General features: G+C 51.6%; 7 protein-coding genes. 3 read left to right on the forward strand and 4 right to left on the reverse strand.

What is annotated here, in order from left to right; genetic code table 11:
* The first annotated feature begins 381 nt into the window (after positions 1-381).
* Both OSC10802_RS43850 and OSC10802_RS53960 read left to right on the forward strand, forming a co-directional pair.
* Positions 382-5,604 (forward strand): PAS domain S-box protein, encoded by a 5,223-nt coding sequence (locus OSC10802_RS43850; RefSeq protein WP_155967325.1) that lies wholly within the window; start codon positions 382-384, stop codon positions 5,602-5,604.
* A 131-nt stretch (positions 5,605-5,735) separates the two neighbouring features.
* Positions 5,736-8,705 carry a response regulator gene (locus OSC10802_RS53960; protein ID WP_017715176.1) on the forward strand — a complete coding sequence of 990 codons (2,970 nt, stop codon included), beginning with the start codon at positions 5,736-5,738 and terminating at the stop codon, positions 8,703-8,705.
* A gap of 95 nt (positions 8,706-8,800) precedes the next feature.
* Here OSC10802_RS53960 and OSC10802_RS0102330 read toward each other — a convergent pair whose 3' ends face one another.
* Complete coding sequence (locus tag OSC10802_RS0102330; RefSeq protein WP_017715177.1) at positions 8,801-8,989, reverse strand: hypothetical protein; 189 nt, start codon at positions 8,987-8,989, stop codon at positions 8,801-8,803.
* A gap of 288 nt (positions 8,990-9,277) precedes the next feature.
* Positions 9,278-9,553, reverse strand: a complete 276-nt coding sequence (locus OSC10802_RS56925) for a hypothetical protein (protein ID WP_017715179.1) — start codon at positions 9,551-9,553, stop codon at positions 9,278-9,280.
* Positions 9,554-9,835: 282 nt separating this feature from the next.
* On the opposite strand from OSC10802_RS56925, the gene OSC10802_RS0102345 reads away from it, so the two are divergent.
* Complete coding sequence (locus OSC10802_RS0102345) at positions 9,836-11,857, forward strand: CHAT domain-containing protein (RefSeq protein ID WP_198525045.1); 2,022 nt, start codon at positions 9,836-9,838, stop codon at positions 11,855-11,857.
* Positions 11,858-12,189: 332 nt separating this feature from the next.
* Here the strand turns inward: OSC10802_RS0102345 and devC are convergent, their stop codons facing one another.
* Positions 12,190-13,413, reverse strand: coding sequence for an ABC transporter permease DevC (gene devC / locus OSC10802_RS0102350; protein WP_198525046.1), 1,224 nt, complete (start codon positions 13,411-13,413; stop codon positions 12,190-12,192).
* Positions 13,414-13,667: 254 nt separating this feature from the next.
* On the reverse strand, positions 13,668-15,365 hold the full coding sequence (locus OSC10802_RS38360) for an HlyD family efflux transporter periplasmic adaptor subunit (RefSeq protein ID WP_232731602.1): 1,698 nt from the start codon (positions 15,363-15,365) through the stop codon (positions 13,668-13,670).
* Positions 15,366-15,409 lie beyond the last annotated feature (44 nt).

Here is a 15,409-nt window from a genome sequence, read left to right on the forward strand (position 1 = left end):
CCAAACGTTCGTAGTTGGGCTTTAGCCCAAAGGTTTGTAGTTGGGCTTTAGCCCAAAGGTTTGTAGTTGGGCTTTAGCCCAAAGGTTTGTAGTTGGGCTTTAGCCCAAAGGTTTGTAGTTGGGCTTTAGCCCAAAGGTTTGTAGTTAGGCTTTAGCCCAAAGGTTCGTAGTTGGGCTTTAGCCCAAAGGTTTGTAGTTGGGCTTTAGCCCAAAAATTGTGCTAAGTTTGTAGTTGGGCTAAAGCCCAAACGCTGTGCTAATTTTGCTCAATCAAAAGGACATGATATTAGGTACTAGCCGTGGGCGTCTAAATTTAATATAACTCAAGTTGATAGATTAATTCGCCGCCACTTGACAGCAGCCCCGAGAGCAGAGTATGTTGTGAGAGTAAACAAAGTCGCTGGCGGTTCGCAAAAAGCCATGAGCTGCGCCGCCGCCACCTGCGCCCGCGCGAGCGTCGCTACTGTCCCTATGCCGGTCAACTCCCTCAATCAGTCGAGAGCTGTTATCCTAAGCGCCCTCGTGAAATTTTCTGGAAAAGTTCCGCTGCGAGCTGTCCTGATAGTCCCCTTCGTGCTGCAAATCGTCGGGACAGTGGGGCTGGTGGGATATCTATCATATAAAAACGGGCAGCAGGCTGTAGAAGACTTGGCCAATAAAGTGATGGAGGAGGTGTCAGAGCGGATAAGCGAGCGCTTCGACAGCTATTTAGAGACACCCCAGCAGGTTGTGGCAGCCAACTATCTGGCCGCCGAGCTGGGAACCCTGGATATCACCGACTTTGAGGAACTGCGGCAGCAGTTTTGGCAGCAAATCAACCTGCACCCGTCGCTGGCCAGCAGCTTCTTCTGGAACGAGCGAGGAGAAATCGTTGGTTACGGACGATTTGTCAGTAAGGAAGCCTGGGAACAAGCCCAAAAGCTAACCGGAGAGAACTTGCAAATCGGTACGCGCTACTTGGGAAAAATGAGCGAGAACGAGCCCTGGCAGCGCAAATACTATCTGGTAGACTCTAAGGGCAAGCCCCAAAAAATATTATATAAATTCGCTGATGATTTTCGCAAGCTTACCTGGTATATCTACGCAAAAAAAGCAGGGAAACAAGTCTGGACACCGATTTTTGTATACCGAACTGCGCCCACTTTAGGAATGCTCGCACTGGCTCCTGTTTCTAATGCTGCCGGGGAATTTCAAGGTGTTTTTACATCTGATTTAATGCTCGCGGATATCAGTACCTTTCTCAACAAGCTGCACTTCTCTCCATCGGGACAGACGTTTATTATCGAGCGGTCTGGGAATTTAGTGGCTACTTCGACCTTAGAAACTCCCTATGTGACGCCGGAGAAGAGTAAGCCTGAGCGATTGCGTGCAGCTGACAGCCGGGATGCGCGGACGCGGGAAATTGCCCGAGAGTTAGAGAAGCGCTTTGGGGATTTCCGCACGCTGCAAACTCCACAACAGCTGATTGTAGAGGCACGAAATGTCGGAAAGAGGCGAAATAGAGCGTTTCTCCACTGGCCGGGCACAGAGCGCCTGTTTGTGCGGGTTGTTCCCTATCGAGATAAATACGGTTTGGACTGGCTGATTGTCCTCACCGTGCCGGAGTCCGATTTCATGGCGCGGATTAACGAGAATACCGGCATTACTATTCTGCTGTGCGTTGCTATCTTAATTGCCGCCACCGGCACAGGCATTCTCGTCGGCGAATGGGTGACGCGACCGATCATCCGCTTGAATGCAGCAGCAAAAAGAATGGCGGGCGGAGAATTTGAAATCAATATACCGGTAATAGGCGCTCCGGAAGTGCGGGAATTAACCGAGTCTTTTAACCGGATGGCAGAGTCTCTGAACAGTTCGTTTCAAGCGCTGAAAGAGAGCGAGCAAAAATTTGCCACTTTTTTAGATGCGGTGCCGGTGGGCGTAGCTGTTATGGATGCGTCCGGTCAGGTGATTGCGATCAATGAAGCCGGGAAAAAAATTGCAGGTCAAGGAGCGCTCGCCGGCGTGCCAGCCGCAAAGCTATCAGAAGGCTACGGAATGTACCTGGCCGGCACAGATCAACTGTACCCAACCGAACAGCTGCCGGGAGTGCGCGCCTTGCAAGGGGAAACCGTCTTGTCTGAGGATCTAGAAATTCGCCGAGACGGTCAAAGTATTCTGGTAGAAGTGCGGGCGACTCCCGTGTTTGACGCGGAGGGAAACGTGATTTACGCGATTAATGCTTTTGCTGACATCACCGAACGGAAACAAGCGCAGCAGGTGTTGGCGGATTACAGCCGCACCCTAGAAGCGCAAGTGCGGGAAAGAACCGAGGAGTTGCGGCGCAGCCAAGCTCAAATCAATGCTTTCTTTGCTTCCGCAACCGTGGGGATGTGCGTGGTGGACAGTCAGCTGCGGTTTGTGAGAGTGAACGAAACCTTAGCAGAAATTGATGGGCTGCCGGTAGAGAAGTACGCTGGCAAAACTCTTCGGGAAGTTGTGCCCAACTTAGCGCTGGCAATTGAACCGCTCTACCAGCAAGTGCTGGCAACAGGACAGCCGGTTCTCAATCGAGAAGTGCGGGGCGAAGTGCCCTCAAAACCCGGAGTTACACGCTACTGGCTCGTTTCTTACTTTCCCATTCAGGGTGAGTTGGATTGTGCCTATGGAGTGGGAACGGTTGTGGTGGAAATTAGCGAGCGCAAACAGCTCGAACTCGCCCTAGAAGCCTCGAAAGCGAAGTTAAACGACATTCTGAACAATGCGGTGGCTGCTATTACCAGCATGCGAGTGTTTGCAGGTGGCAGCTGGGAGATCGACCATATTGCCGCCGGGTGCGAGGCGATTTCTGGCTACACCGCAAAAGAACTCAAGGCAGACAAAGACCTGTGGGTGAGCCGGATTATTCCCGAAGATTTGCAGGCGGTGTCAGCGGATATATCTGCGGATATTTTCGCCGGTAGCACGGGGACTTACGAGTACCGGCTGTACGGCAAAGACGGAAGCCTGCGCTGGATTTCGCAAACGAACAGCAGCCGGTGGGATGAAAGCCAAAACAGCTGGATAGTGACGTCAGTCTCATTAGATATCACCGAGCGCAAACTGGCAGAAGAAGCCTTGCGCGAGAGCTTGGTAAATTTGCGCCAAGCTCAAAAAATCGCTCATATTGGCAGCTGGGAATTTGATTGCGTCACCGGCGAAACCACCTGGTCAGAAGAACTCTACCGCATTCACGGTCTTGACTTCAGCCAACCCGCACCAGACTATCCCGATACTTCTAAATTCATCCATCCTGATGATTGGAGAATTTATCAAACTCAAATTGCAGCACCGGCACAGGAGCTGAAACCGTTTGAAGCTGTGCTTCGCATTGTCCGCCCCAGCGGGGAGATTCGATATGTGGAGAGCCGGGGGGAGCCGGTGTTCAACCCGCAGGGGGAATTGGTTCGCTTGATTGGCACAGTGATGGACATTACGGAGCGCCAACTCGCAGAAATCGCCTTTCGCGAGAGTGTGGAGCGGGAGAGAACGCTTTTCCAGGTGACGCAAAGCATGCGCCAAACCCTGGACATCGAAACTATTTTCCGCAACGTCACTCAGAAATTGCGCGTCACGCTGGGATGTTCCCGCGTCAGTGTCTACCGTTTCCATTCTGACTGGAGTGGGGAATTCGTGGCTGAATCGGTGGCTCCTGGTTGGGTGCCCCTGGTGGGTGATGGGATTGAGCCGGTGTGGGCAGATACTTACTTGCAAGAAACCCGAGGCGGTCGATATCGCCTGCAGGAAAGCTTTGCCGTCAGTGATATTTATCAGGCGGGGCTTGCGGACTGCCACATTGAATTATTAGAGCAGTTTCAAGCCAAAGCATTTTGCGCTGTTGGCGTTTATGCCGGCGAACAGCTGTGGGGGTTGCTGAGCGCCTACCAAAACAATGGCCCGCGGCAGTGGAAATCCCAAGAAATTCAATTACTCACGCAAGTGGGCATTCAGTTAGGCGTAGCGATTCAACAAGCGGAACTCTTCGCCCAAATTCAAAATCAATCGCTGCAACTGCAACACGCCGCTGAAGCCGCCGAAGCGGCTAATCGCGCCAAAAGTGCGTTCTTGGCGAATATGAGCCACGAATTGAGAACCCCGCTGAATGCGATTCTCGGCTTTGCCCAGTTAATGGCCCAAAGCCCCTCACTCCCCGCCGAACATCGAGAAAATCTCGCGATTATCAACCGCAGCGGTCACCACTTGCTCACCCTGATCAATGACGTGCTAGATATGGCGAAAATTGAAGCGGGACGCACTACGATCAACGAACACACTTTTAATCTGCACCGCTTGCTGGAGGACTTAGAAAGGATGCTCTCTCTGAAGGCGCGGGAGAAAGGGTTGCGGTTGAGCGTTTCTCGGGAGGCCGGCGTGCCTGAATTGGTGCTGGCGGATGAAATTAAACTGCGCCAAGTTCTGCTAAACTTGATAGGGAACGCCATTAAGTTTACCGAAACGGGAAGCGTGCTAGTCTCTGTGCGCGTCAGGGAGCCTGGAGCCGTAGAAGAGCGCTTCCAGCTGCCGACTGACAGCGAAAGGCTGACACTGCACTTTGAAGTTGAAGATACGGGAGCGGGAATTCCGGAGAATGACTTAGAGAAAATTTTTGAGCCGTTCTTGCAGACGAGAACCGGCAAACAATCACAAGAGGGAACGGGGTTGGGCTTGCCGATCAGCCGCAAATTCGTAGAGCTTATGGGGGGAGAAATTACTGTCAGCAGTCAAGTGGGGCGGGGCAGCACGTTCGAGTTTGACATTCAGGTCGGTTTGGGTGAGCCCTGCAATCTGGAAACCGGCAGCCAGCCAACCCGCCAAATTATTGCCCTAGAGCCCAACCAACCTCGCTACAGAATTTTGATTGCCGACGATCAGCGGGACAACCGGCAGCTGCTGGTCGAGTGGCTTTCTCCCCTTGGCTTTGAAATTAAAGAAGCCACTAATGGCTTTCAGGCATTACAATTGTGGTCAAGCTGGCAGCCGCACCTGATCTTTATGGATGTGCGGATGCCTGGGATGACCGGCATTGAGGCGACTCAGCAGATAAAAGCGCGGGAGGGGGAACAGTGGCAGTTGCAAGCGGGCTGGGCAGAAAAGAGCGGCAGCGGAGAGGGGGAGGACTTCTCAGGGCCTTCCTGGGCACCGGCTCCCGATGGCCAAGAGCCGGCTCAAACCGCTATCGTGGCGGTCACGGCGAGCAGCTACGCGGAAGAGAGAACCTCAATTTTAGCAGCCGGTTTCGATGATTTTATCGCCAAGCCGTTCCGAAGCTCAGAAATTTTTGAGAGCTTGACAAAATATTTAGGTGTGCGGTATGTTTATGAGGAAAGAACAGGCGCAAACAGGTCTCTGGAAACGGAGATCAGGGTTCTAAACCCTGCTGAATTGGCGGCTCTGCCTCCCGATTTGGTCGAGGGGTTGGAGCGAGCAACCGTCCGCGCTTACTTGGATGAAATTTATAGGGCTATTGATGAAATAGCCGGGGCCAACGCTCGCTTGGCCGAGGTGCTGAAGGAGGTAGTAGGAGAGTTTGATTATACCAGGATATTAACAGCGATAGAACAGTCCAAAAAGATTGGGGAGGGATAGAGTTTTGCTTGTTCGCGCCACAGCAGGAGGACGTAGCACAGGAGTCTCGCCTGTGCCCACAGTCTCGCCTGTGCCCAAACCGTCTAGCCCAGTCCCAGCTTCTAGCTGAATGGAAGGAGCGAAGTTGAAAAATGAGTAGGTGTAAAGCCGGATTTCTCGCTAATATTTTAGTGGTTGATGATGACCCAAATAATTTGCGCTTACTGACGGATGTTTTGAGCCAGCGCGGGTATGGCGTTCGCCCGCTCCTGAATGGGCAGCTGGCGATAGCAGCAGTCCGGGCGGAGGCTCCCGATTTAATTTTGCTTGACATTATGATGCCGGCGCCAGACGGCTATGATGTGTGCTCCCAGCTAAAAGCGGATGAAAAAACGCGCGACATTCCGGTGATTTTTTTGAGCGCTCTGTACGAACCGTTTGATAAAGTAAAAGCTTTTTCAACAGGGGGATATGATTATATCACAAAACCGTTTCAAGTCGAAGAGCTTCTAGCGCGGATAGAGAATCAATTGAAGATTGGCCGGCTGCAAAAACATCTCCGCGAACAAAATGAGCAGTTGCAGGAGGAGATTCGGAACCGGCAGCTGATGGAAGACAAGCTGCGGTCATCTCAGGAAGAAATTCGGGGGTTCTTTGAAGCGATGGCGGACATCGTACTGATGATTGATGCCGGTGGCCATACGGTCAAAGTTGCTCCGACGAATCCCGGAAAACTCTACCCTCCAGGCACAGACATTATCGCTAAAACTGTAGACATGTTCTTTGGGGAACGAGAAAAATTTTGCCGCTACATCAGGCAGGCTTTAGAGGCGCAGCAAGTTGTCAATTGCGAATATAGCTTGCAATTGGAGGGGGAGCGCCTTTGGTTTTCTGCGAGCATTGCGCCGACTTCAGAAAATACAGTCGCTTGGGTGGCCCGGGACATTAGCGAGCGCAAAAAAGCTGAAGAAGCGCTGCGGGAAAGTGCGGAGCGAGAAAAAACACTTTCGGCAGTGATTCAAAAAATGCGCCAGAGTTTGAACCTAGAAACAATATTTGCTGCCACGACTTCTGAATTGCGGCAGGTGCTTAACTGCGATCGCGTTTTAGTGTATCAGTTCAATCCCGACTGGAGTGGCAGCTGCGCTGCCGAGTCAGTCGGAAGCGAGTGGACTCCAGTGATGCGCCACGACTGCTCGTTCTGCCAGCTCATTAATAAGGACAGTTGCGCCCTCAAAGACTTGAGTAATTCCAGCGGTTTCGTGCGGGATACTTACTTGGTGGAAACTCAAGGAGGCGTCTACAATCGAGGCATCCATTACCTGGCCATTGAAAATATCTACGAAGCCGGGTTTACCTCTTGCTATATCGAACTTTTAGAGCGGCTGCAAGCGAAAGCTTACGTTGCCGTTCCCATCTTTTGCGGCGAGAAACTTTGGGGACTGCTCGCCGCTTATCAAAATAGAAGTTCCCGCCAGTGGAAAAAAACGGAAATCTCCACTGCCGTACATATTGGCAATCAATTGGGCATTGCTTTGCAGCAGGCGGAATTGCTGGCGCAAACGCAAAGGCAATCAGAAGCTCTACAAGACGCTGTACTGGCTGCCGACGCCGCCAACCGCGCTAAAAGTGAATTTCTGGCCAGCATGAGCCACGAATTGAGAACGCCGCTCAATGCCATTCTCGGCTTCAGCCAAATAATGAGCCGCGACAGTTCGATCTCTGCCGAAAACCAGAAAAACCTGGAAATTATCAATCGCGCCGGCGAACATTTACTCTGCCTAATCGACGACATTTTAGAAGTCTCCAAAATTGAAGCGGGCAGGACAACGTTCAATGAAAGCAGCTTCGACCTGCTGCAACTGCTGGACAGCTTAGAGAAAATGCTGCACTTAAAAGCGGCTTCCAAAGGATTGCAATTGCGGTTTGAATATGGCGCGGTAATTCCTCAGTATGTCAAAACTGACGGGGGCAAATTACGCCAAGTCTTGCTCAACCTCCTGGGAAATGCCATCAAATTTACGCAAGTTGGCTGGGTGACGCTTCGCGTGTCGCTTGGCGGCCAGCTGCCGGCAGAAGAGAAAACTGAATTGACTGAATTGACAGCGGAGAGCGACAAATTTACACTTCACTTTGAAGTCGAAGACACCGGCCCGGGCATTGCCCCTGAAGAATTTCACCTCTTATTTGAAGCCTTCGCCCAAACAGAAGCCGGTCGAAAATCTCAGCAAGGAACTGGTTTAGGCTTGCCGATTAGCCAGAAATACGTGCACTTGATGGGAGGCGAGATTCAAGTTAGCAGCACTCCCGGTCAGGGAAGCTTATTTGCTTTTGACATTCAAATCCGCGCTGCCGGCGCTGAGGAAGTTGAGATAGTTCAGCCATCCCGCAAGGTGATTCGTCTCGCCCCCGCTCAACCGGAATATCGCATCCTGGTCGCTGACGATATTGCCAACAATCGCCTTTTACTGGTAAAAATACTAGCATCAATTGGCTTTTCTATCCGGGAAGCCACCAACGGCCAAGAAGTGGTGCAGTGCTGGAAAGATTGGCAGCCGCATTTAATTTTGATGGATATGCGGATGCCGGTGATGGATGGCTATGAAGCCACTCGGCTTCTTAGAGCCGAGGAGCGGCAAAGGGGGGAATTGCAGCTCCCGGCGGGAGCCGAGAGGGATTCGGAATCGTCCCGGATGCCGGCGGACGCCAAAACTATAATTTTTGCTCTGACGGCTAGCGCTTTTGACGAACAGCGACAAATAATTTTATCTGCCGGGTGCGATTATTTTCTTAGCAAGCCGTTCCAGCCTAATGTTCTCTTAGAAAAAATCAGCCAAGCTCTCGGCGTCCAATATGAATGGGAGCAAGAGAGCGAAGCCGCAGAACAAAACAAAGCGCCCGCCGACAAGCTGACAGCTTCTGATTTAAGGAACCTGATCTCTGAGATGCCGCCCGAGTGGGTAGCGCAAGTCAGCGATGCCGCTTCTGAAGGCAGTGACGATAGGGTTGTGGAGTTGCTCGAACAAATTCCAGCCGAGAAGGCTGCTCTCGCCGGCGCTCTAAGGGATTTAGCGGAGAATTTTCAGTTCGGTGAAATTATCAGCTTGACGGGGGCGGAATGAACGGGCGCAATTTTGGATTTTGAATTTAAAATTTTGGATTTTGGATTTTGGGCACGCCCCTCTGAAGGCTCTGCCTCCTTCCCACAATAAGTATATTAAAAGCGGAACAGCTTATCTATCTCAACTGGGAATACACTCGACTGGAGATTAGCCCAAAAGATAGCTTTCCAGCAGGTTGGGTGAAATGCCCGCAAAATCTCTCTCGGTGGGGCGTGGGGCGTGGCATTGGGCGCTGTCAATCCCAAGAAGGCTGTCTGCGCGAGAGCGGTCAATCCACTGGACATGATATTAAGCTGTGATTTTGCCCGGGGGATTTTTTTATAAAGCTTTAGACAAAAAATTGCTGCCGCTCTGCTTGCCGCCGCCTCCAGTGGTAAGATTCACGACAGTGGCATTGGCATAGACCCCCAGCACTTCGATGTATAGCTGCGGTTTAAACCGCCGGGACTTCGCACAGTAGAAGGATGATTGAAACTTTTCCCACTCATTAAAAACTCCCTCTTACTCCCCTTCCCCGCACGCGGGGAGGGGGTTGGGGGGTGGGGTTCTTCATCCCACAAATGCGCGACGCCCTAATTTTGGCCACATTGCTCACCGGCACAACCGCTTGTCCAGTTGCGGCGCAAACCATCAATCCCAATCAGATTCCCAATCCAATTCCCCCAACTCCTCCCCAGCAGGAATGCCTCTGCAGAACTGCGGGTGCCGGTGTACAGGGATGAGTCTGGAGTTTTGCAGGTGACGCCCTTTGTCGATGCCGGCACGGTTTGGAACAGCGGCGGGAAAGACAGCCCGAATCCCAACACACTGGTGGGTGCCGGTGTCGGGTTGAGGTAGCAGTCAGGCAATCACTTTTCTGCTAGACTTGATTATAGCATACCTTTAGTTAATGTGGACTCCGAAAAAAGAACATGGCAAGAAAATGGACTGTATTTTTCCGTAGAGTACAATCCCTAATCCTCTCTCGTTCCCAGCCTCAGGCTGGGAATGCTTCTCAGGAGGCTCCTGCCTCCACAATCTATCGAGAAAAACGAGAGGCAGAGCCTCTCAAGGGGCGTTTCCAGGCGGGAGCCTGGGAACGAGGAATCCTTGGGGGATTGCGCACCCTGAGGCTAGTCCTCCTAGCCTTTATGGGACTGATTTTAAGTATAAACGTTCGGGCGTTGCCGGCGGAGCGAATTCAATCTCTTTCCCCCTCCCCGCACGCGGGGAGGGAGTTAGGGGGTGGGGTTAACCCAACCGGCTTCTCGAACCCGCACTTTGGCCAAACTGAGATGCCACTGAGTGAAACAAAAGCGCTCTCCCAAACTCCCACCGGCACCGAACTAGCACAGCAAGGCACCACGCTCTACGAATCAGGACAATTCCAGGAAGCCGCAATCGTTTGGCAGCAGGCTGCCTCAGCTTTTCAAAAGCAGGGGGATACCTTAAACCAAGCGATGGCGTTAAGCAATCTCTCCCTAACGTACCAGCAAGTAGGAGAGTGGCAGAAAGCTGCGCAAAGTATAGAAGAAAGTCTGAAGCTGCTGCCGGCAACTCAGGGCGCTTCTGCCGAGGAACTGAGAGTCATCGCCCAAACCCGCGACATCGAAGGGAATCTGCAATTGGCAGTGGGACAGGCAGAAAAAGCTTTGGCAAACTGGCAGCAAACGGCCAGCATCTATGATAAACTAAGTTGGGAGGAGGGGAAAAATCAGAGCTGGCTCAACCAAGCCCGCGCTTTGCAAGATTTAGGGCTTTATCCGAGAGCCGGTGAGACATTAATGCAAATCTTCGGGAGCGACTTTACCCGGGTGAGCAAACTCTCAAAAGAAGACGCCAATTCCTGGCTACAGGAATTCTCAGATTCCCCCTCTCCCATCAAAGCTGTTGCATTGCGCAGCTTAGGCGATATTCTCCGACAGGTAGGAAATTTAGACCTGTCCCAGAAAGTGCTGGAACGGAGTTCAGCTTCTGAAACTTCCCCAAACCCCGGCGAACTAGCGCAAAGAGTGTTTGAAGCTTTGCAGGTGGCGGAACTGGACAACTTCTTTCGCGATCCCTGTGCGGAAGTTGTGCCGGTGCGGATTGGCGAGTTCCTTAATAAGCAAGCCCAAAAATCGGCAGTCATCTACCCGATAATTGTGGGCAACAGATTAGAAATCCTCCTCCAATTGCCTAACCAAGGTCTGCTTCACCGCCCAACTGTCCTCCCCAGGAACTATCGCGAGGTTTTAGATAGCCTGTATAGAACCCTATACCAAGAAACAAAAACTATCTTTAGTATTCAGAATCTTAACCAGGAGGTAATAGCGGAAAAATTCCAAACCAATTCAGAGAAGCTACAGCCCATTTTACAGGAAGTGTATAACTGGTTAATCAAACCTATCGAGAAAGACTTGGCATCTGTCTCTGGGGTTAACACACTGGTATTCGTGCTAGATGGGCCATTGCAAAATATTCCCATAGCTGCCCTCTACGACGGCAAAAAGTATCTGGTGGAGAAGTACAGCGTCGCCCTAACTCCCGGTTTGCAACTGCTAGACCCCAAACCTTTACCACGGGAAGATTTTAAAGTCTTAGCAGCAGGGGTGAGCGAAGCAAACCAAGGCAAAGATCCATTGCCGGCTGTGCCAGATGAAGTGAATACAATTGTGGGGAATGTGGGGCGCGGAAGCAAGGGACTCCTCAATGATAAGTTTACCCCGGATAAATTTAAAGCAGAGCTCAAATCGGGTTCTTTCCCTGTAGTTCACATAGCGACTCACGGCGAGTTCAGCTCTAACCCGGAGAAAACACTGATTTATCCTTGGAGAAGTGACCTCAACTTTAACGAGTTAAAGGAATTACTCCAGACTCAGACTGGAGATAAAGCCATCGAATTACTCGTCCTCAGTGCTTGCGAAACAGCGCAAGGAGATCGGCGGGCTGTTTTAGGTTTAGCTGGAGTAGCCGTGCGGGCGGGAGCACGCAGCACCCTCGCCACCCTGTGGAACGTCGAAGATACATCCGCCAAAGAACTCATGGTGAAATTTTATCAAGAATTAGCCCGTGATAAAGATGTTACCAAAGCCGAAGCCCTCAGTCGCGCCCAACGGACTCTTTTGCAGGATAAGAACTACAATCATCCGGCTTACTGGGCACCTTACGTTTTAATAGGGAACTGGCTGTAGCAGTAGGGTGCGTTCCGCCAGGAACGCACCTTATATCAACCTTCATTATTATAGCACTAGCCACTTAGGTTAGGACGTAGGACAGGCGTCTCGCCTGTCCCTATCTTAGGTTACGACATAGGACAGGCGTCTCGCCTGTCCCTATCCCTACTAGCATGTGAGATACCTTGTCTTAAACTAACTGCCGATTGCTATATCTGTAGGGGCGGGTTCACTCACAACCTTTTACTTCCCAAAGAAAACCTACATAAACCCGCCCCACCCCATCCCGCCCCCACCGGCATCATTTCCTCGTTCCCAGGCTAATCCTGCGAACGAGGGGAAGCGAACCGCTAAAAAATATCCGCCGGATCGGCAGCGCTCAATTTGCGCACCGCGATCGCCCCCGAAATAGAACACATCAGCACAGTGAGAATAAACACCACCACAGCCCGACCGGCAGTCATCATAACCGGCAAGCTAGTCGCATTTTTCGTCAAATGATACAACCCAAACGATAAACCCATTGCAGGAAAATAACCCAAAATCGCCAGAACCAAAGCCTCTTGGAAAACCACCACCAAAAAGTAAGTGTCCGTATATCCCATTGCTTTCAGCGTGGCGTACTCAGCCAAGTGATCCGTCACATCCGTGTAAAGGATTTGATACACAATCACAATCCCGACAATAAAACCCATCGCCGTGCCCAGGCTGAAAATAAACCCAATGGCCGTGCTGTTCTGCCAGTAACTTATCTCCCAGTTCAAAAATTCCTCTTTCGAGAAAATCTTGACATCCCCCGGCAATAAAGCTCTCATCCTTTGCACGGTTTCTCTCACATCAACTCCCGGCTTTAACTTAACAATACCCACATCAATCAAACCCTTATTGCTGCGATTAAAAATCCTCAAAAAGTTTAAATCGCTCGTGATAATATTGCCGTCCGCACCGAAAGAAGCCCCCAGCGTAAACAGCCCTTTCACCTTAACGCGGCGTCCTCCCACCTCCGTCGTGACAGTTTCCCCCTGATTAAACTTTTCCGGTATTGGCCCAAATTCCGCCCGAGAAGCCTCATCAAACAGAACCACATCTGAAAGTTTAATTTTATCGATATTTTCCACCACTGCTGGCAAATCGAACACCGGGTCTGACGGGTTAAAGCCAACCACGAGAATGCCACGAGAAGTGGCTTTCTTGCATTTTTTATCCTGGTCTTCAGGGGAAAGCTTTTGATTTTCTCCCCGGCACTCCTTTTCTTGTTCTTTAGCGTAAGGATTCTTCCACAAAGCAAAATTCAAATACACAGGACTGACCGATTCCACCCCCTCGAAGATAAGCGCTTGATACAAGCGCCGGTGGGGAAAACTTTTCATAGCAATCAAAGCCGTAGACTGTGGGCTGATCAAAAAAATGTCACCCTGCAACTCTCTGTGCAAGCGCACAGAACTCTCAAACAGCGCATCCCGGAAACCTAGCTGCATGAACATCAAAATGTCCGCAAAACCAATCCCCGCCAGCGCCACAAGCAAGCGCATCTTTTCGCGGGTGAGCTGCAACCAAGCCAAAGGTGTTTTCATATCAATTTTGGATTTTGGATTTTGGATTTTGGATTTTGGATTGGGCATGGGGCATTGGGCATTGGGCATTGGTAATTTACCCCGCTCCCGAAGCTCCCGAAGCTCCCGTTGTTCCCCTGCTATGCACAAACGAAGCCGTCGGACATGATATAGCACTAGCCACTTAGGTTAGGACGTAGGACAGGCGTCTCGCCTGTCCCTAGACCTACTAGCAAATGAGATGCCTTGTCCTAAACAGACTGTCTATTGCTATATTACTTCTTCGCTCCCGCACCGACCTTCGGAGACGCTCCCGAAGGCCCCTTCGCTCCCGCATCCACCTTCTGCGGCGCTCCCGAACCTACCCCATTCTCTCCCAGCATAATTTTAACTTCAACCTGTAAATTAGTTAACCCCTTAACGCGCTTGCTATCTTCCTTATCGAGGCGGATTTTCACCTCAACCACCCGCGCATCCACATCCGCCGCCGGATCGGTATCCAGAACATCCTTTTTGCTAATTTGCAAACCCACCTCAGCCACCACTCCCTTCAACTCTCCAGCAAACGAATCATTGGTAATCATCGCCCGCTGACCGGCACGCACCTTACTGATATCACTTTCATACACCTCCGCCACCACAAACATCTGGTCAGTTTGCCCCATATCGACAATCCCATCATTGCCGACAACCTCACCCGGGCGGGTGTGAATTTTCAAAATCTGACCATCTACCGGCGCTTTCACATCCGCCATATCCAAATCAGCCCGAGCCCTGTCCACAGCCGCCAGCGCACTTTCAACTTCCGCCCTCGCCGCTTGCACATCCACCGGCCTAACTTCAGCAATTCTATCTAAATTCGCCTCAGCTTCCTCAATTTGCTTTTGCAGCGTAGCCACCGTCTCATCCCGAGTCGCTGTAGCCTCATTAATTTGCTCGCTCAGAGTCCTCACCGTCTTTCTTAAAGTCGCTTCCGCCTCCTCAATCAGCTTCTCACCCGTAGCCACAATTTTACCGAGAGTCGCTTCCTCCTCGCGCAGCTGCTTCTCACCCGTAGCCACAATCTTGTTGAGATTCGCGCGCTCCTCATTCAGCTGCTCTTGACCGGCAGCCACAATTTTGTTAAGATTAGCAATCCCCTCATTCAGCTGCTCCGCAACCGTTTCCTGCGTCAGGCGCTTGCTGTCAAACTGCGAAACAGAAATCGCACCGGCTTTATACAGCTGCTCGTAGCGCTCAAACTCCGAGCGGGCATTTTTCACCTCCGCCTCAAGTCTGGCAACCGCTGCCTTTTGGGCAGAAATTTGCCCTTGCTGCTCAGCCTTTATGCGCTCAATTGCTGCCTCTTGAGCAATTTTTTCCTCTTGCAGCTGAGCCGTCAGTCGAGCAATTCTCGCCTTTTGAGCCGTCCTGTCCCCTTGCAGCTGAGCGATCGCTCTAGCCACAGTAGCCTCTTGAGCCTGCTGTTCCCCTTGCAGCTGAGCCACAAGTCGGGCAATCGTAGCCTCTTGAGTTTGCTTTTGCCCTTGCAGCTGCGCTTGCAAGCGAGAAATCGTAGCCTTCTGAGCGGCAATTTCCCCAGCTTTCGCACCGGCTTCCACTTGTGCCAGACGCGCTTTGGCTGCCTTCACCTGTTTTTCTGCTTGTTGCAAAGAAGCAGATCTCTGGTCCTGGCTGTCGAGAACTGCAAGCACTTGCCCAGCGCGAACCGCAGCGCCCTCTCTCACGAGCATCGCCTTAACCCGCGCTCCTTCCTGAGAGTTAGGAGCCGACAGCTTAATCACTTCTCCCTGGGGTTCCAGCCTCCCCAAAGCGCTCACTGCCGGCGGCGGAGCCGGTGCGGGAGCGGGCGGCTTTGGAGCACTCATCTGAGAGAGCTGGTAATAAGCCACGCCAGTAACAGCAATTCCCGCCGCACCGACGACCCCAATCAGCCACCAACCCCCAGGTTTTAAGAACCGTTTATCTTTCAAACGGGACTCCTGCTCCATCAGATATTAGTCCAATTATACTAGGA

The organism is Kamptonema formosum PCC 10802 (assembly GCF_000332335.1).
Lineage (GTDB): Bacteria > Cyanobacteriota > Cyanobacteriia > Cyanobacteriales > Oscillatoriaceae > Oscillatoria.

Bases quoted from the DNA above. Each gene is read 5' to 3' on its own strand.
- OSC10802_RS53960 (WP_017715176.1), top strand. From the start codon at position 5,736: ATGAGTAGGTGTAAAGCCGGATTTCTCGCTAATATTTTAGTGGTTGAT.
- OSC10802_RS0102330 (WP_017715177.1), bottom strand. From the start codon at position 8,989: ATGTCCAGTGGATTGACCGCTCTCGCGCAGACAGCCTTCTTGGGATTG.
- OSC10802_RS0102345 (WP_198525045.1), top strand. From the start codon at position 9,836: ATGGGACTGATTTTAAGTATAAACGTTCGGGCGTTGCCGGCGGAGCGA.
- devC (WP_198525046.1), bottom strand. From the start codon at position 13,413: ATGAAAACACCTTTGGCTTGGTTGCAGCTCACCCGCGAAAAGATGCGC.